Origin of the sequence: Streptomyces canus, from assembly GCF_030816965.1 — a bacterium.
GTDB lineage: Bacteria > Actinomycetota > Actinomycetes > Streptomycetales > Streptomycetaceae > Streptomyces > Streptomyces canus_E.
Window position 1 is genome coordinate 6,070,544 of record NZ_JAUSYQ010000002.1, and the last position, 17,275, is coordinate 6,087,818.

The following is a 17,275-nucleotide window of genomic DNA, read 5'->3' on the forward strand; positions in this document are numbered from 1 at the left end:
GCCAGGGGGCACACATGTATCAGGGCGTTGGCCGACATGTGAGCCCCGTCCACCCATGCGCCCCCTCTCCGCCTCCCGCGCCGACTTGAGTCGACGGGCACGCTGGATGCGGAGTGCCACGCCCACCGTGCACCGACCCGCCGTGCCACTTCTCGGCGCACGGTCACCGGATCCAGGGGGATGCCTTGACATGGCCACACAGACTCCGGCCGTCCGCCGCAGCAGGATCGGTTCTGCTGTCGCTTCGGGGCGCGACCTGATGCGAGCCTTCTTCGCTCGGGGCTCGCGCCGCCGACGTCAGGAGGACGTCCTGCTGGAACTGCTCGGTCAGCTCAGGCTGATGACCGAGGAGATACACCGGGCGAATCTGATCCAGCAGTACCGGCTCACTCTGGAGCAGATGGACCGGGCGATCGACGATCCCTCCCTGGCGGACGCGGCGAGCACGCTGACCGGCCTTTCCGAGGTCAAGCGGCGCCAGATGATCTTCGCCAACCGGGAGTACGGCATATTGCTGATGGCTCACCAGGTCGGAATCTGCGACTGGGAGGAACTCCTCGGGCATCTGCGGGTCCTGTGCCGCAACCAACTGTTCGCGGAGTACTGGGATCGCACGGACGAGCACCGCAGATCCCTGCCCCCGGATTCACTGGAAGCGCGGGTCGGGGCGGTCGTCGACGTGATGATCGAGGAGTTGGCCGACGGCCCGGAGGAATGGTGGATCGTCGGACCGAGTGCGGCGGGCCCCGACTCCTGAGGTGTGCCACCGCGTCGGCTGTCGACTTGCCGACACAGGTGCGAGCGGGTGGATATGGCGACAAAACTGCCATAACTACCTGAATTACCCGCGGCTATGCCACACTCTGTGACGGTCGGCCGAGTGAGGTGTGATGCCACGGCGACGCGCAAGGCCCTCCTACGCGTGCCGACACCCCGTCAGTTTCAGTGGTCCTTCCGCTGCGCGCTGATCCTGCTTTGTTGCTCGGCGGACCTGAGAGTGCTGCTGTTGCCGACATGTCCGGGTGGCTTGGAGCGAGAAGGGGGTGACCAGAGGAGCACGTGTGTCTTTGAGTATTGTCCGCCGCCTCGGAGATGCACCCAAGCTGCGGGGCAGCCAAACGATGGAAACCTGCCCGGACATCTTCGAGTTGAGTGACGGCACCTTCGCGGTGATAGGGACCGACCGCACCGAAGAGCTGGACGCACTGCTCCCGGCCGATGCCGCTCGTGCCGACTATGAACGGATCGTCGTGATCACCCGCGACACCCTCCTACGTGCCAAGCGGGACATCCCTGACGCATAACCGGAAGGGGCCCGGATGCCGAGTCGCCCCCGGGCCCTCCCCGCGTCGTGCGTCGGTCAGCCCACGACCGTCCAGGTGTCACCGCCGGCCAGCAGGGCCCCCAGATCCCCCTTGCCGTACTGCTCGATCGCCGCGTCCAGCTGGTCCGCCATCTGGGTGTCGTACACCGGCCGGTCCACCGACCGGAAGACCCCGATCGGGGTGTGGTGGAGCGTGTCCGGGTCGGCCAGGCGGGACAGGGCGAAGGCCGTCGTGGGGGACGAGGAATGCGCGTCGTGGACGAGGATCTGCGCCTCGTTCGACGGGGTCACCGTGACGACCTTCAGGTCACCCGTCGCCGCGTCCCGGACCACGCCCTTGGAGAGGTCCGCGCCGAAGCGGATCGGCTTCCCGTGTTCCAGGCGGATCACCGCCTCCTCGGCCTGCTGCTTGTCCTTCAGGGCCTCGAAGGCCCCGTCGTTGAAGATGTTGCAGTTCTGGTAGATCTCGATCAGCGCGGTACCCGGATGGGCGGCCGCCTCCCGCAGCACCTGCGTCAGGTGCTTGCGGTCCGAGTCCACCGTCCGTGCCACGAAGGACGCCTCGGCCCCGATGGCGAGGGACACCGGGTTGAAGGGGGCGTCCAGTGAGCCCATCGGCGTCGACTTCGTGATCTTGCCGACCTCGGAGGTGGGGGAGTACTGGCCCTTGGTCAGGCCGTAGATCCGGTTGTTGAAGAGCAGGATCTTCAGGTTCACGTTCCGGCGCAGGGCGTGGATGAGGTGGTTGCCGCCGATGGACAGCGCGTCTCCGTCACCCGTGACCACCCACACCGACAGGTCGCGGCGCGAGGACGCGAGGCCCGTCGCGATCGCCGGCGCCCGTCCGTGGATCGAGTGCATGCCGTAGGTGTTCATGTAGTACGGGAACCGCGACGAGCAGCCGATGCCGGAGACGAAGACGATGTTCTCCTTGGCCAGCCCGAGCTCCGGCATGAAGCCCTGGACGGCGGCGAGGATCGCGTAGTCACCGCAGCCGGGGCACCAGCGGACTTCCTGGTCGCTCTTGAAGTCCTTCATGCTCTGGCGGGCCTCGGCCTTGGGGACCAGCGTGAGCGCCTCGATCGTGCCCGTGCCTTCCGTGGACGTCTCAGCCATCGATGGCCTCCTTCAGAGCCGTGGCGAGCTGTTCGGCCTTGAACGGCATGCCGTTGACCTGGTTGTAGCTGTGCGCGTCGACCAGGTACTTCGCCCGGACGAGCGTCGCGAGCTGTCCGAGGTTCATCTCCGGGATGACGACCTTGTCGTAACGCGTGAGCACCGCGCCCAGGTTGCGCGGGAAGGGGTTGAGGTGGCGCAGATGGGCCTGCGCGATCGACTCACCGGCCGTGCGCAGCCGGCGGACGGCGGCGGTGATCGGTCCGTACGTCGATCCCCAGCCCAGCACCAGGGTGCGCGCCTCATGCGGATCGTCGACGTCCAGATCCGGTACGTCGATCCCGTCGATCTTGGCCTGGCGGATACGGACCATGAAGTCGTGGTTGGCCGGGGCGTAGGAGATGTTGCCCGACCCGTCCTCCTTCTCGATCCCGCCGATGCGGTGTTCGAGACCGGGTGTGCCGGGCACGGCCCAGGGGCGGGCCAGGGTCTGCGGATCGCGCTTGTAGGGCCAGAAGACCTCGGTGCCGTCGTCCAGGGTGTGGTTCGGGCCCTGCGCGAACTGCACGCTCAGGTCCGGGAGTTCGTCCAGCTCGGGGATGCGCCAGGGCTCGGAGCCGTTGGCCAGGTAGCCGTCCGAGAGCAGCATCACCGGCGTGCGGTAGGTCAGCGCGATCCGGGCCGCCTCCAGCGCCGCGTCGAAGCAGTCGGCCGGGGTGCAGGGGGCGACGATCGGCACCGGCGCCTCGCCGTTGCGCCCGAACATCGCCTGCAGTAGGTCCGCCTGCTCGGTCTTGGTCGGCAGACCGGTGGACGGGCCGCCTCTCTGGATGTCGATGACGAGGAGCGGCAGCTCCAGGGAGACCGCGAGACCGATGGTCTCCGACTTCAGGGCCACGCCCGGCCCGGAGGTCGTCGTCACCGCCAGTGAGCCACCGAAGGCCGCGCCCAGCGCCGCGCCGATGCCCGCGATCTCGTCCTCGGCCTGGAAGGTCCGTACCCCGAAGTTCTTGTGCTTGCTCAGCTCGTGCAGGATGTCCGAGGCCGGCGTGATCGGGTACGAGCCCAGGAACAACGGCAGGTCCGCCTGGCGAGACGCGGCGACCAGCCCGTAGGACAGTGCGAGGTTCCCGGAGATGTTGCGGTAGGTGCCGACCGGGAAAGCCTTCGTCGCCGGGGCGATCTCGTAGGAGACGGCGAAGTCCTCGGTGGTCTCGCCGAAGTTCCAGCCCGCCCGGAAGGCGGCCAGGTTCGCCTCGGCGATCTCCGGCTTCCTCGCGAACTTCGTCCGCAGGAACTTCTCCGTGCCCTCGGTGGGCCGGTGGTACATCCACGACAAGAGGCCGAGCGCGAACATGTTCTTGCTGCGCTCGGCCTCTTTGCGACTGAGGTCGAAATCCTTGAGGGCCTCGACGGTCAGCGTGGTCAGGGGGACCGGATGAAGGCTGTAACCGTCGAGCGATCCATCCTCCAGCGGCGAGGCCGCGTACCCCACTTTCTGCATCGACCGTTTGGTGAATTCGTCCGTGTTGACGATGATCTCCGCTCCGCGCGGCAGATCGGCGATGTTGGCTTTGAGGGCGGCGGGGTTCATGGCCACCAGGACGTTGGGCGCGTCACCCGGCGTGAGGATGTCGTGGTCGGCGAAGTGCAGCTGGAAGGAGGAGACGCCCGGCAGGGTTCCGGCAGGGGCCCGGATCTCGGCGGGGAAGTTGGGAAGCGTGGACAGGTCGTTGCCGAAGGACGCGGTCTCCGAGGTGAAACGGTCCCCGGTGAGCTGCATCCCGTCACCGGAGTCGCCCGCGAAACGAATGATCACCCGGTCGAGGCGGCGGACGTCCTTCACGCCGGCCTCTTTGCGCTGCTCTCCCACGACGGCTTCGTCGGCCTGCTCCGCTGGGCTGCTGACCTGACTGGTCACTGAACTGGACCTCCCTCTGGGCGGCTGTTCGGGAGCGGCCTTCCCGCAGGCCTTCCCAGGATCAACCCTACGACCGCAGGGGTCGCCTTCCCTCGGCCATTCGCATGATGGACGTGCTTTTGAGACGGCGCGACGCCCTGAATTGTCATGATTTACTCACCCCCCGGCGCTTTCCTTGAAGACGCTCCCTCATCGTCCTTTGGTTCTCGGTCCCGGGCGGCCCCTCCGTCCCGCTGGCTGGCCGCCACTGCGATATCTGACACGGTGTCAGATCGTCAGGAGTTCAGATAGGTCAGCACCGCCAGCACCCGCCGGTGGTCCCCGTCGCTCGGGGACAGCCCGAGTTTCAGGAAGATGTTGCTGACATGCTTCTCCACGGCCCCGTCGCTCACGACGAGCTGCCGCGCGATCGCCGAGTTGGTGCGCCCCTCGGCCATGAGTCCTAGGACCTCCCGCTCCCGGGGCGTGAGATTGGCGAGCACGTCCTGCTTACGGCTGCGTCCCAGCAGCTGAGCGACCACCTCGGGGTCGAGGGCGGTACCTCCCTCGGCCACCCGCACCACCGCGTCCACGAACTCACGCACCTCCGCGACCCGGTCCTTGAGCAGGTACCCCACCCCGCGACTGGACCCGGCCAGCAACTCGGTGGCGTACCGCTCCTCCACGTACTGCGACAGTACGAGTACCCCGAGTCCGGGATGTGCCTTGCGCAGTTGTACGGCGGCTCGCACGCCCTCGTCCGTATGCGTCGGAGGCATCCGCACGTCGGCGACGACGACGTCGGGCAGCTCGCCCTGAGCGTCCAGCTCACCGATGGTCTTGATCAGCGCCTCCCCGTCACCCACACCGGCCACGACGTCGTGCCCGCGGTCGGTCAGCAACCGGGTCAGGCCCTCCCTCAGCAGCACTGAATCCTCGGCGATGACCACCCGCACCCTGTCCTCCACGACTCTCGGCCCCCCAGCCCACTCCCTGTCCACCCGCTGGACCGGTCCAGCATTCCAGCATTCGGATCCGGGCGGGCGCGGGCAACGGGATTAGGACCCAGGAATACGAACAAGGACCCGATAACACGGGGTCACACTCGAAATCCGGCCATCTTCGCCACGGGGGACCGCCCGGGGCCGGGGGACGCCGGTGCCTTGGGGAGGGTGGGGCGTCGGGTTGTGCGGGGGTTGGGCGCCACGTAGGGCGGCGGGTTGTGCGGGGGCAGGTGCCTCGCGGGGCGCCGGGTTTTAGGGGGCTCGGGCGCCGCGCAGGGCGGGTCGGGTTGTGCGGGGGCAGGTGCCTCGCACGGCGCCGGTTTGGGGGGATCGGGCGCTTCGCGGGGCGTCGGGTTGTGCGGGGGCAGGTGCCTTGCAGGGCGCCGGGTTTTCCGGGGCTCGGGCGCCGCGCAGGGCGGGTCGGGTTGTGCGGGGGCAGGTGCCTCGCGGGGCGCCGGGTTTTCCGGGTACGGGCACCTCGTAGGGGGCCGAGTCTTGTGGGGACGGGTACTTCGCAGGGTGGCGCGTTTTGCGGTGGCCGGGCACGTCGCAGGGCGCCGGGTCCTTGCAGGCCGTGCCGACAGATCACCCAGGGTCCCCAGGGCCGAGCAGGCCTCTCCGCTGGGGCCCACCCACCCTCGAGACGCCACACCGGGGGCAATGCAGCGGTCAGAGCATCGCACCTCCCAGCCCGCTGACCTGCGCCCTTGTAGCCACCGGAGCTCCGCCCCGGCCCCTGCGAGGCTTCTTCTGCGCCCCGCCGGCTCCGCCCTCTACCGTTCCTGTGGACTGAGCGGGAGTGAGTCCGTTCAGCCGCGCGCCCCGAACGGTCTTGGGCGAGCTGGTCCCCGGCGTGCTCGACCCCGGGGCGGCGACACGCATCCTGTGCGCGGTCCGGGCCCGGGAGGCCCCCGCGGCCGGAGGCCGCTGTTGGACGCCGCCCTCACGACCTGGCAGGTCGGTACGGCCAGAGGCGACGGGGAGGCCCTGAACCATCCTCTGGTGGAGCAGGGGCCCCGCACGCTGACGCCGTACCCGGTGTTCCAGGCCGCACGAGCACGCTGGCCCAAACAGCCCAGTGCGCCGCAAGCCCGTAAGCGGACGATCACACGATCGAGCTCATGCGGCCTTGTGCGCACTCCGTGGCCGGGGCCACCTGGTGAGCAGCACCAACCCCCTGCCGGGCTCCCCCGGGGCTTCCCCCGCGCCCCGCCCAGGTCCGCACCTCAGCCCACGGGAGCCCCGTCCGGGACCGCCTGCGGGGGGGCAGACCCGCAGAGCCCCTCCGCGGGGGCGAAGGGGCGGCCAGCCCCTGGGGAGGGAAATGGGTAAGGGCGGCGGGGGCGAAAAGCAACCCCCACCGCCCTCTCACGCGGTGCCCGTCACACCCGCTCGCCCCGCCACGGCAACTCCGCCGTCACCCGAGTGGGCCCCCCGACCGGCGAATCCACCACCAGGATCCCGTCCACCGCGTCCAGCCGCTCCGCCAACCCCGCGAGCCCGGACCCGGAGGACACATCGGCCCCACCCACCCCGTTGTCCACGACCTGCAGCATCAACCGGTTCTCCACCTGCCACACATCCACCGCGGCGAACGTCGCCCGAGAGTGCTTGCTGATGTTCTGCAGCAACTCCGACACCGTGAAGTACGCGATCCCTTCGATCGCCGGCGCAGGCCGGGCCGACAGATCCACCTCCACCTGCACCGGAACCGTGCACCGAGAAGCCACCGCCGACAGCGCGGCATCCAGCCCCCGGTCGGTCAGTACCGCCGGATGAATCCCCCGCGCCAGATCCCGCAGCTCCTGAAGCGCCGTCTTCACCTCACCGTGCGCCTCGTCCACCATCCGCGCCGCCGCGGCAGGATCCTCCGTGAGCTTCTCCTTCGCCAGCCCCAGATCCATGGCCAGCGCCACCAGCCGAGCCTGCGCACCATCGTGCAGATCCCGCTCGATCCGACGCAGATCCGCGGCCGCCGTGTCCACCACGACCCCCCGGTCGGACTCCAGCTCCACCACCCGAGCCGACAGCCGGGTCGGCCCGAGCAGCCCGTGCACCATCACCCGGTCCACCATCGTCAGCGCCCGCACGATCCACGGCGTGGCCAGCGTGAACAGCAGTCCCACCAGCGCGGTCACCCCGATCTCGAACGGGTTGTCCAGGTAGATGTGGTGGGTCTTGTCGCCGTAGAGCTGAAGCCCGTCCTGACCGACGTACGCCGGAAAAACCCAGAACCACAGCGGATACGTCAGCAGCGCCCAGCCGTACACCCAGAAGTTCACCGCGACGACGAACGAGAACGTCGCCCACGGCAGGTGCAGCACCGAGTACAGCAGCGTCCGCCACGACGTCCCGCTCTTGAGCACCGCCCCCACCCACGCCATGAACCCGGACTTCCGCATCCTGAGCGGTTCCGGATCCCCGACCTCCAGATCCAGCAGCCCCCGTGCCCGCGCCCGCTCCAGCGCCCCGAGCCCACGGCATCCGGCGAGCCCGGCCGCGAAGACCGGAATCCCGAGGAAGGTCACGAGGAGGCCCGCGCCGAGCGAGATCATCGTGATGGCGTACGTGAACATCACGATGCTGATCGGCAGGCTCAGCAGCACATAGCCGAACTCCCGCCAGGTCCGCCCCTCGAACGGCGCCCGCAGCCCGGCCGGCACCCGGTGCCGCCGTACCGTCTCGGGGAACCCGAGCCCACTGTCGTACCCGTAGTCCGTGGCCATCGACGTCGTCCTTCTTCTCTCGTCCCGCGCCTGTGGTGTCGTATCTCCACCCTGCTGGGCCGCAGCTCAACGGACCATGGAGTCCGTCGGCCTCTTGAAAGGGGGGTTTTCCCTACCCCTTGTCCAGACCACGGTCCCGCCACGGCAGCTCCGCCGTGACGACCGTCGGCCCGCCCGGCGGCGAGTCGATGACGAACAGCCCGTCGACCGCGTCGAGGCGCTCCGCGAGCCCGCGCATGCCGGTGCCGCCGTCGAGCCGGGCTCCGCCGCGGCCGTCGTCCCACACCTGGATGAGCAGCCGGTTCTCCGAACGCCACACGTCGACCGACGCCGACCGGGCCCCGCTGTGCTTGCTGACGTTCTGGAGCAGCTCGGAGACGGTGAAGTAGGCGATCCCCTCGATCGCCTGGACCGGGCGCGCGTCGAGGTCGGCGGTCACCTTCACCGGGACCGTGCAGCGCGAGGCGACGCTCGACAGCGCCGCGTCGAGGCCTCGGTCGGTCAGTACGGCCGGATGGATGCCCCGCGCCAGATCCCGCAGCTCCTGAAGCGCCAGCTTCACCTCGCCGTGTGCCTCCTCGACCATCGCCTGCGCGTACTCGGGGTCCTCCAGGAGCTTCTCCTTCGCGAGGCCGAGACCCATGGCCAGGTTGACCAGCCGGGCCTGCGCCCCGTCGTGCAGATCGCGCTCGATGCGCCGCAGGTCGGACGCGGCCGCGTCCACCACGACCCCCCGGTCCGACTCCAGTTCGGCGATACGGCGTTCCAGCTCGTCGGAGGGCGACAGCAGGCCGCGCACCATCACCCGGTCCACGTTGGCGAGGCCCCGCGCGATGAACGGCAGCACCGGCCACAGCACGAACAACGAGGTCAGCGTGATGGTGAAGGTGAGCACCCCCCAGGGCAGCCGGATGAAGTCGTACAACACCGTCCGCCAGCCCACGGGGTCCTTCACCCCCATCCACAGCTGGGCGAAGAAGCCGTTGCCGCCGTTCTTGGCGCGCCACGGCAGACGGCTCGGTTCGTCCACCCGCACGCCGAGCAGCGCCCGGGCCCGCGCCCGCTCCAGCTTGCCCAGCTGCCGTGCGCCCAGCAGACCCGCCGCGAGCAACGGGAATCCGATCACCGTGACGGTCAGCCAGAAACCGGTGAAGAGCACCGTCACGACGTAGGTGAAGCCGAGGATCGACACCGGAAGGTTCGCCAGGAGATGCGCGATCTCCTTCCAGGTGTGTGCGTCGTAGGCGAAGCGGGCCGGCGGCGGCCGGCCGTCGTCGGTTCCGTCGTGTCTGCCGGTGGTCACGGCGCGGCTCGGGGACGAGAGGCGTTCGGTCATATGGGCTAGCGTGCCGCCCCGGACCGCCGCGCGCCATGAGGCGGACCGCCGCGGCATACGGGGGAAAACCCCACCCCGGCCTTTCGGACGGCTTTCGGGGGTGACGGGCTGCTTACCGTCCCTTTATCAGGGCCTAGACTCCCGTGCGTACAGATCGTCGAACAGTGGTGTTCAGCGTGACCACTGTGTTCAGCGTGCTCACAGGGAGTGAGGGGCGGACGTGCCGGAACCGACCGTCGTCGATGCAACCGTCGTCGATCCGACCGTCGTCGCGGCGGACTACTTCCAGTCGTACTCGGTCGTCGGGCTGCTCGCCGTCGTCGGCGTGCTGTTCGTCGCGGTCGCCTTCGGCGCCGGCCGCCTGCTGCGACCCGTGGTGCCCACCCCCGAGAAGCTCCTGACGTACGAGTGCGGAGTCGACCCCGTCGGCGAGGGCTGGGCCCACACCCAGGTCCGCTATTACGTCTATGCCTTCCTCTACGTCATCTTCGCCGTCGACTCGATCTTCCTGTTCCCGTGGGCGACGGTCTTCGCGGCTCCCGGCTACGGCGCGACGACCCTCGTCGAGATGTTCATCTTCCTCGGCTTCCTCGCCGTGGGCTTGCTGTACGCGTACAAGAAGGGTGTCCTGACATGGACGTGAACCCTGCGGTCGACTCCGCTGCCACGGAGCCCGTTCTGCTTCCGGAGCCGAAACGGCTGGGCGCCCTTGCCCGCCTCGCCCCCGAGCCGATGAAGGTGATCCTCAACTGGGGCCGCCGGTACTCCCTCTGGGTCTTCAACTTCGGTCTCGCCTGCTGCGCCATCGAGTTCATCGCCGCGTCGATGGCCCGCCACGACTTCATCCGCCTCGGCGTCATCCCCTTCGCGCCGGGCCCGCGCCAGGCCGACCTGATGGTCGTCTCCGGCACGGTCACGGACAAGATGGCACCGGCGGTGAAGCGTCTGTACGAGCAGATGCCCGAGCCCAAGTACGTCATCTCCTTCGGCGCCTGTTCCAACTGCGGCGGCCCGTACTGGGACTCGTACGCCGTGACGAAGGGTGTCGACCAGATCATCCCCGTCGACGTCTACGTCCCCGGCTGCCCGCCCCGCCCCGAGGCGCTGCTCCAGGGAATTTTGAAGCTCCAGGAGAAGATCGCCCGGGAGTCGCTGGAGGAGCGGTACGGGTCGTCCGCGGCGCGTCCGTCGGCGGCTGCGCTGCAGAGCGGGTTGGTGAAGCCACCTGCGCCTGGAGCTGGGCCTGGACCTGGGCCTGCACCGACTTCGACTTCGACTTCGGGCGAGGGGGAGTCACAGTGACCGCCGTCGGTTGGCTCCCCGCGCCCGCCGAGGAACTCTTCGGTCCCGAGGCCACCGCCGAGGAGTCGTACGAGGTCCTGACCGTGGACGTCCCGCCCACGTCCTGGCTCACGGCACTGCGCGTCGCCCGCGATGACCTGGGTTGCACCTACTTCGACTGGCTCAGCGCCGTCGACGAACCGGGCATCGGCTTCCGCGTGGCGGCCCACGTGGCGGCCCTCTCCCCGGTACGACGCCTGCTCCTGCGTACGACGATCTCCCACGAGACCCCGGTGCTGCCCACCGCCGTCGACATCTACGCGGGTGCCTCCTGGCACGAGCGCGAGACCCACGAGATGTTCGGCGTCACCTTCGAGGGCCATCCCTCCCTGAACCACCTCCTGCTGCCGGAAACCTTCGAGGGCCACCCCCTCCGCAAGGACTTCGTCCTGGCCGCCCGCGTCGCCAAGGCCTGGCCCGGAGCCAAGGAACCGGGCGAGTCCGAACACGGCGGCCCCAAACGCCGCCAGATGCTCCCCCCAGGAGTCCCCGACCCGAACGAATGGGGCCCCCTGAAGGGCCAACTCCCCCCGGCCCCGACCCGCCCCACCCGCACGGCAGGCCGCCCCCCGACCGAACGCCCGGCCCGCCCCACGGCCGACCGCCCGGCCCGCCGGGCACGTTCGGCGGCGGAGGGTTCGGCGAGTCAGGCGGAGGTGTCCGGGACGTCGGATGCGGCGGGCGCATCGGGGGCCGGGCCGCGTAGGGCGCGTACGTCGGCCGAGGGCTCGGCGAGCCAGGCCACGCCCGGGGCGACGGAGGGGGCTCCCCCCGCCTCGCCGACAGGCGTGGCCCGGCACCCACGTACCGCTGCGCAGGGCTCGGCCGGCCAGGCGGCACCGGATGCCGACGACACCGGTGCCGGTTCCGCAGCCCCAGCCGGCAGCGCACCCGAGTCGGAAGCTCCAGCAACCGGCTTGCCCGCGTCCACGTCGGACGCCCAGGGGAAGGGCTCGCCCGCACCCGCTTCGGACTCCCCGGCGTCGCCTGCCCCCGCCCCTGAGCATCCGGGAGCGACGGGCGGTGCGCCGGCCGGACCTCGCCGGGCGCGTACCGCCTCGAGCGGTTCCGCGAGTCAGCGCGCCGCGGCGGCCAAGACCGACCCGTCGACCGACGACGCGAGCACGAACCCCGCCCCGCCGAAGTCCCCCACCACCCCTCGCAGCCCGGACGCACCGTGGCACCACGCCCGTCCGGCCTTCGACGACCCGGAACCGAAGCGGCCTCCCACACCCGGGGAGCCTGGAGTCTCCGAGCGGCCACCTTCGTCCGGGGACGGCGGAGTCTCCGAGCGGCCACCCTCGTCCGGGGACGGCGGAGTCTCCGAGCGGCCTTCCACAACTGGGGACAGCGGAGTCTCCGAGCATCCCGAGGAGCCCGGGATCTCCGAACGCCCCGAGGGGCCCGAGGGACCCGAGGTGCACAAGGCCTCCCAGAGGCCGCCGGCTTCGGAAGCCTCCACGGCCCCAGGAGATGAGGACACGCCCGTAGCTTCCGAAGGCTTCGAGGTTCCGGAGGAGCTGTCGGCTGCCGGTGGTCGCGGGGTTGCGGAGGAGCCGTCGGCTGCCGTAGGTCGAGAGGTTCCGAAAGAGCTGCCAGCTTCCGGTGCTCCCAAGGCTCCGGAGAAGCCGCCGGTTTCCGAAGAGCCGACCTCCGAGGAGTCCACGACCTCCGAGGAACCCAAGGGCTCCGAGCAGCCCGGGACTTCTGGGCGTCCCCCGACTTCCGAGGTTCCCGAGGCTCCCGAGGAGTCCCAGGACCCGGAACGCCCAGATGGCACCGACCCGAGCCCCGACCGCACCGCCCAGGCCTCCGAGGAGCCGGCCCCCGACGAGCCCTCCACCCCCGACACCCCCAGCTCCACCCCCACTCACGACAAGCCCGCAGGAGGCCCGCAGTGAACGGCGCTCTCGACGTCGCCCTGCGACTCCTGATCGTCTTCGTCGTCTTCCTCACCTTCCCCCTGATCATCGGCCAGACCGAGCACAAGGTGATGGCCCACATGCAGGGCCGCCTGGGCCCGATGTACGCCGGCGGCTTCCACGGCTGGGCCCAACTCGTCGCGGACGGCGTGAAGTTCGCCCAGAAGGAAGACGTCGTACCGGCGAGCGCGGACCGCCGTATCTTCCAACTCGCCCCCGCCGTCGCCCTCCTGCCCTACCTCCTGGTCCTCCTCGCCATCCCGATCGGCCCCGGCGAGGGAGCCGTCGGCGAGGTCGTCGACGCGGGCGTGTTCTTCGTGCTCGCCGTGATGGGCGTGGGCGTCCTCGGCTCCCTCATGGCCGGCTGGGCCTCCGCCAACAAGTTCTCCCTCCTCGGCGGCCTGCGCACCGCTGCACAGCTCCTCGCCTACGAACTCCCGATGCTGCTCACCGCCGCCTCGGTGGCGATGGCGGCCGGAACCGTCTCCCTCCCCGGCATCCTCGACGCCTTCGAGTGGTGGTGGTTGCCCTGGCAGATCGTCGGCGCGATCGTCTTCTTCGTCGCCGGCCTCGCCGAACTCCAGCGCCCTCCCTTCGACATGCCGGTCGCCGACTCGGAGATCATTTTCGGCGCCTACACCGAGTACACCGGCCTGCGTTTCGCCCTGTTCCTCCTTGCCGAGTACGCCGGAATCGTCGTCCTGTGCGGCCTGACCACCGTCCTCTTCCTGGGCGGCTGGCACGGCCCCTGGGGCGCCGACGGGCTCGGCTGGGTCTGGACCCTCCTCAAGACGGCCGTGCTCGCCTTCGTCGTCATCTGGCTCCGCGTGACCTATCCCCGTCTGCGCGAGGACCAGCTCCAGAAACTCTCCTGGACCCTCCTCGTCCCCCTCTCCCTCGCCCAGATCGCCCTCACCGGCATCGTCAAGGTGGTGATCCAGTAACCATGGCCCCCATTCCTGGCTCGGGTCTGGCCAAGGGCCTGGCCGTCACCCTGCGCACGATGACGAAGAAGACCGTCACCGAGCAGTACCCCGACGCCCAGCCCGACCTCCCGCCCCGCACCCGCGGGGTGATCGGCCTGTTCGAGGAGAACTGCACGGTGTGCATGCTGTGCGCCCGTGAGTGCCCCGACTGGTGCATCTACATCGACTCCCACAAGGAGACGGTCCCGGCGGCGGCCCCTGGTGGCCGCGAACGCAGCCGCAACGTCCTCGACCGCTTCGCCATCGACTTCTCCCTCTGCATGTACTGCGGTATCTGCATCGAGGTGTGTCCTTTCGACGCCCTGTTCTGGTCCCCGGAGTTCGAGTACGCCGAGACCGACATCCGCGAGCTCACCCACGAGCGGGACAAGCTCCGCGAGTGGATGTGGACCGTCCCGGCCCCACCGGCCCTCGACCCCGGCGCGGAGGAACCGAAGGAAATCGCCACCGCCCGCAAGACCGCCGAGAAGCTGGCAGCGGCCCAGGCCGAGCCGGCCCCGTCGGCCGATCCCCAGGGGGAGGAGTCGTGACCCTCGCCCAGGCAGCGCACGGTTTCCTCTCCCCGACCGGCGTCGAGATCGCCTTTCTGCTCGTCGGCCTCGTCACCTTCGGAGCAGCGATCATCACCGTCACCACCAAGCAGCTGGTACACGCCGCCCTGTGGCTGGTGGTGGCCCTCGGCGGCCTCGCCGTCGAATACCTCCTGCTCACCGCCGAGTTCATCGCGTGGGTGCAGGTCCTCATCTACGTCGGCTCCGTCGTCGTCCTCCTTCTGTTCGGTCTGATGCTCACCAGGGCCCCCATCGGCCGCTCCCCGGACGCCGACTCCGGCAACCGCTGGGCCGCCCTCGTCGTGGCCCTTGCGGCGGCGGCCGCTCTGGTCTGGGTGGTCGTCGACGCCTTCCGCACCACCTGGATCGACCTGGACGGCCCAGCCGCCGGCTCCACCGAGGCAACCGGCGCGAGCCTCTTCCAGAACTGGGTCCTCCCCTTCGAGGCCCTCTCCGTCCTGCTCCTCGCGGCGCTGGTCGGCGCGATCGTCCTGTCCCGCAAGGCGAAGGCGGAGTCGAGCTCTCCCCCTGTGAACTCCCGAGCCGCGACCGGTAGTTCCCCATCCGCCGCTGATTCCCGTAATCACACGATCGGGCGAAATGGGCCGGATGCGGGAACCGCGTCGGCCAGGGGAACCGAATCGACTGAGCAGGAAGGCGCCCGCTGATGCACCTCGCCTATCCCGCCGTACTCTCCGCCCTCCTCTTCTGCACCGGCCTCTACGGCGTCCTGGCCCGCCGCAACGCGATCCTCGTCCTGATGTCGGTCGAGCTGATGCTCAACGCCGTCAACCTGAACCTGGTCGCCTTCGACGTCTGGCTCAGCAGGGCCGCCGAGGAGACCCTGCACTCCGGCCAGGCCCTGACCCTGTTCACCATCGCCATCGCCGCCGCCGAGATCGGCATCGGCCTCGCGATCGTCCTCGCCGTCCACCGCAACCGCGGCACCGCCGACATCGACAAGCTCCGCGACACGGCCGAGGGCCACGACCCCGACACCTCCGACGACGACGCCCGCACGGCCGAACAGGCCGCAGAGTCCGGGCGGACCGGGAAGGCTGAGGCCACCGCGTGACCACGACCACCCTCGCCGTCCTCGTCCCCCTCCTTCCCTTCCTGGGCGCCGCGGCCGGCCTGCTCCTGGGCCGCACCGCCCCCGGCTTCGTCCGCCCGCTCGCCGTACTGCCGCTCCTGGTCGCCCTTGCGCTCGCCGCGGTGGTCGCCGTAAGGCAGGGCGGCGGCCAGACGGTGAACGCCGCCACCGAACTCACCCCGACCGGCTCGGTCCCGATCGAACTCGCCCTGTACATCGACGGCTTCGCCGCCCTCGTCGCCATCCTGGTCGCGTTCGTCGCCACCTGTGTGCAGATCTACTCGACCGGCTATCTGCGCGACGACCCGCGCTACCCCTCGTACGCCGCTCTCGTCTCCCTCTTCACCTCCGCGATGCTGCTCGTCGTCTACTCCGGCGACCTGATCGTGCTGCTGGTCGGCTGGGAGGTCATGGGCATCTGCTCGTACTTCCTGGTCGGCCACTACTGGGAGACCCCGGAGGCCCGCGCCGCCTCCCTCAAGGCATTCCTGGTGACCAAGCTCGGTGACGTCCCCTTCCTGATCGGCCTGTTCGCCATGGCCACCGACGCCGGCTCCTTCCGGATCACGAAGGTCCTCGACGCCGTCGCGCACGGCGGGCTCGACCACCCGACCCTGATCGCCCTGCTCCTCCTCGCGGGCGTGGCGGGCAAGTCGGCGCAGTTCCCGCTGCACACCTGGCTCCCCGACGCGATGGCGGGCCCCACGCCCGTCTCCGCGCTGATCCACGCCGCGACGATGGTTGCCGCCGGTGTCTACTTCATCGCCCGTCTCCTCCCGGTCTTCGAGGCCTCCCAGGCCGCGATGGTTGTCCTCGCCGTCATGGCCGCCGTCACGATGACCGGTTCGGGTCTCGCCGCACTCGCCCAGGACGACATCAAGCGTGTCCTCGCCTACTCGACGATCGGCCAGCTCGGTTACATGACCGGCGCCCTCGCCGTCGGCGACCGCGGTGCCGCCGTTTTCCACCTCCTGTCCCACGGCGCCTTCAAGGCGCTGCTGTTCCTCGCGGCCGGCGTGGTCATCCACGCCGCCGGAACCAACTCCCTGGCCGCCATGTCCCGTATGAAGGACCTGAGCGCCCGCGTCCCCGACGCCTACTGGACGATGACCGTGGCGCTCCTCGCGCTCGCCGCGATCCCGCCCTTCAGCGGCTTCTTCTCCAAGGAGTCCGTCCTCGGCGCGGCCGAGCACGTCGCCACCGGCCACACTGAACACGCCCCCGGCGCCGCAGGCTGGATCACCCTCGTCGCCGGCCTCCTCACGGCCCTGCTCACAGCCGCCTACGCGACACGGCTGTGGCTGCTGGCCTTCCGCGGGCGGGGCACCGAAGCCCCCGACCACGGACGTCAGCCGCTGACGATGACCGTGGTCCTCTGGGTCCTCGCGGCCCCGTCCCTCGCCCTCGGCGCGTTCTCCTACCGCGTGCTGCCCGACTGGTTCGACGGCCGCGACCTCACCCCGACCCTCACCACCTCCGTCGCCGGCACGGGCGTGGCCCTGATCGGCGGCATCGTCACCTACGCGGCCTGGCGGCACACCAGTACGGTCACGGGCCGCGTCCCGATGGGTGCGGTCGCCGCCCACCCCGAGGGCGACGCCGGCCTGGTCGAGGCCGAAGCCATCGCCACCCACGAGCCCGCATACGGAGACGTGGCCTACGCGCCCGACCCCGCGGACCCCGGACGGTTGCTGCTCGGCCCACTGCACCGCCACGCGGCCGTCGGTTTCCACCTGGACGCGCTATACACGGCCCTCTTCGTCCGCCCGGTCCAGGCCGGAGCCACCCTCGTCCGGTTCCTGGACCGCGAAGTCGTCGAGACCTACGTACGCGGCGCGGGAACACTGCCCCGCTGGCTCGGCAGCGCCGTACGACGGGCCCAGACCGGCAATCTGCAGACCTATGTGAGCGCGCTGCTCGCCGGCACCGTCGTCCTCGCGGTCGCCGTCGTCCTCGTCGCCACGGGAGCGTGAGCA

The 17,275-nt window shown here is 70.0% G+C and carries 15 protein-coding genes; 10 read left to right on the forward strand and 5 right to left on the reverse strand.

From position 1 onward, the window contains the following. The first annotated feature begins 190 nt into the window (after positions 1 to 190). On the forward strand, positions 191 to 757 hold the full coding sequence (locus QF027_RS28945) for a DUF6082 family protein (RefSeq protein ID WP_306977646.1): 567 nt from the start codon (positions 191 to 193) through the stop codon (positions 755 to 757). A 310-nt stretch (positions 758 to 1,067) separates the two neighbouring features. Continuing rightward, positions 1,068 to 1,304: a hypothetical protein gene (locus tag QF027_RS28950; protein WP_306977644.1), complete on the forward strand. Its 237-nt coding sequence runs from the start codon at positions 1,068 to 1,070 to the stop codon at positions 1,302 to 1,304. Between the two features lie 56 nt (positions 1,305 to 1,360). On the opposite strand, the gene QF027_RS28955 is transcribed toward QF027_RS28950, so the two are convergent. From QF027_RS28955 to QF027_RS28975, 5 genes are all read right to left on the reverse strand, one after another. Then, positions 1,361 to 2,440 (reverse strand): 2-oxoacid:ferredoxin oxidoreductase subunit beta, encoded by a 1,080-nt coding sequence (locus tag QF027_RS28955; protein WP_306977642.1) that lies wholly within the window; start codon positions 2,438 to 2,440, stop codon positions 1,361 to 1,363. Next, complete coding sequence (locus QF027_RS28960) at positions 2,433 to 4,361, reverse strand: 2-oxoacid:acceptor oxidoreductase subunit alpha (RefSeq protein WP_306977640.1); 1,929 nt, start codon at positions 4,359 to 4,361, stop codon at positions 2,433 to 2,435. Before QF027_RS28960 ends, QF027_RS28955 begins: the two co-directional genes overlap by 8 nt. A gap of 275 nt (positions 4,362 to 4,636) precedes the next feature. Then, positions 4,637 to 5,296 (reverse strand): response regulator transcription factor, encoded by a 660-nt coding sequence (locus tag QF027_RS28965; RefSeq protein ID WP_280863833.1) that lies wholly within the window; start codon positions 5,294 to 5,296, stop codon positions 4,637 to 4,639. Positions 5,297 to 6,726: 1,430 nt separating this feature from the next. After that, positions 6,727 to 8,070 carry a sensor histidine kinase gene (locus QF027_RS28970; RefSeq protein ID WP_307078025.1) on the reverse strand — a complete coding sequence of 448 codons (1,344 nt, stop codon included), beginning with the start codon at positions 8,068 to 8,070 and terminating at the stop codon, positions 6,727 to 6,729. Positions 8,071 to 8,182: 112 nt separating this feature from the next. Then, positions 8,183 to 9,406 carry a sensor histidine kinase gene (locus QF027_RS28975; protein WP_306977636.1) on the reverse strand — a complete coding sequence of 408 codons (1,224 nt, stop codon included), beginning with the start codon at positions 9,404 to 9,406 and terminating at the stop codon, positions 8,183 to 8,185. A 220-nt stretch (positions 9,407 to 9,626) separates the two neighbouring features. On the opposite strand from QF027_RS28975, the gene QF027_RS28980 reads away from it, so the two are divergent. From QF027_RS28980 to QF027_RS29015, 8 genes are read left to right on the forward strand one after another with little or no spacing between them, the layout of a single operon-like run. Next, the gene (locus QF027_RS28980; protein ID WP_057607955.1) at positions 9,627 to 10,049 is read left to right on the forward strand and encodes an NADH-quinone oxidoreductase subunit A; all 423 of its coding nucleotides are present in this window, start codon (positions 9,627 to 9,629) and stop codon (positions 10,047 to 10,049) included. Continuing rightward, positions 10,040 to 10,708, forward strand: a complete 669-nt coding sequence (locus tag QF027_RS28985; protein WP_306977633.1) for an NADH-quinone oxidoreductase subunit B — start codon at positions 10,040 to 10,042, stop codon at positions 10,706 to 10,708. The genes QF027_RS28980 and QF027_RS28985 overlap by 10 nt, the downstream gene beginning before the upstream one ends. Further along, on the forward strand, positions 10,705 to 12,648 hold the full coding sequence (locus QF027_RS28990) for an NADH-quinone oxidoreductase subunit C (RefSeq protein ID WP_307078027.1): 1,944 nt from the start codon (positions 10,705 to 10,707) through the stop codon (positions 12,646 to 12,648). Before QF027_RS28985 ends, QF027_RS28990 begins: the two co-directional genes overlap by 4 nt. Beyond that, positions 12,645 to 13,613: a complex I subunit 1/NuoH family protein gene (locus QF027_RS28995; protein WP_307078029.1), complete on the forward strand. Its 969-nt coding sequence runs from the start codon at positions 12,645 to 12,647 to the stop codon at positions 13,611 to 13,613. Before QF027_RS28990 ends, QF027_RS28995 begins: the two co-directional genes overlap by 4 nt. Positions 13,614 to 13,615: 2 nt before the next feature. Beyond that, a complete protein-coding gene (locus QF027_RS29000; RefSeq protein WP_306977627.1) occupies positions 13,616 to 14,185 on the forward strand; it encodes a NuoI/complex I 23 kDa subunit family protein in 570 nt (189 codons plus the stop codon). Beyond that, positions 14,182 to 14,874: an NADH-quinone oxidoreductase subunit J family protein gene (locus QF027_RS29005; RefSeq protein ID WP_307078031.1), complete on the forward strand. Its 693-nt coding sequence runs from the start codon at positions 14,182 to 14,184 to the stop codon at positions 14,872 to 14,874. Before QF027_RS29000 ends, QF027_RS29005 begins: the two co-directional genes overlap by 4 nt. Further along, the gene (gene nuoK / locus QF027_RS29010) at positions 14,874 to 15,281 is read left to right on the forward strand and encodes an NADH-quinone oxidoreductase subunit NuoK (protein ID WP_059204951.1); all 408 of its coding nucleotides are present in this window, start codon (positions 14,874 to 14,876) and stop codon (positions 15,279 to 15,281) included. The genes QF027_RS29005 and nuoK overlap by 1 nt, the downstream gene beginning before the upstream one ends. Next, a complete protein-coding gene (locus QF027_RS29015; RefSeq protein ID WP_307078033.1) occupies positions 15,278 to 17,272 on the forward strand; it encodes an NADH-quinone oxidoreductase subunit 5 family protein in 1,995 nt (664 codons plus the stop codon). Before nuoK ends, QF027_RS29015 begins: the two co-directional genes overlap by 4 nt. The last annotated feature ends 3 nt before the right edge of the window (positions 17,273 to 17,275 follow it).

Excerpts from the sequence above, each read along its gene's own strand:
- QF027_RS28945 (WP_306977646.1), top strand. The coding sequence starts at position 191 with ATGGCCACACAGACTCCGGCCGTCCGCCGCAGCAGGATCGGTTCTGCT.
- QF027_RS28955 (WP_306977642.1), bottom strand. The coding sequence starts at position 2,440 with ATGGCTGAGACGTCCACGGAAGGCACGGGCACGATCGAGGCGCTCACG.
- QF027_RS28970 (WP_307078025.1), bottom strand. The coding sequence starts at position 8,070 with ATGGCCACGGACTACGGGTACGACAGTGGGCTCGGGTTCCCCGAGACG.
- QF027_RS28975 (WP_306977636.1), bottom strand. The coding sequence starts at position 9,406 with ATGACCGAACGCCTCTCGTCCCCGAGCCGCGCCGTGACCACCGGCAGA.
- QF027_RS28985 (WP_306977633.1), top strand. The coding sequence starts at position 10,040 with ATGGACGTGAACCCTGCGGTCGACTCCGCTGCCACGGAGCCCGTTCTG.
- QF027_RS29000 (WP_306977627.1), top strand. The coding sequence starts at position 13,616 with ATGGCCCCCATTCCTGGCTCGGGTCTGGCCAAGGGCCTGGCCGTCACC.
- nuoK (WP_059204951.1), top strand. The coding sequence starts at position 14,874 with ATGCACCTCGCCTATCCCGCCGTACTCTCCGCCCTCCTCTTCTGCACC.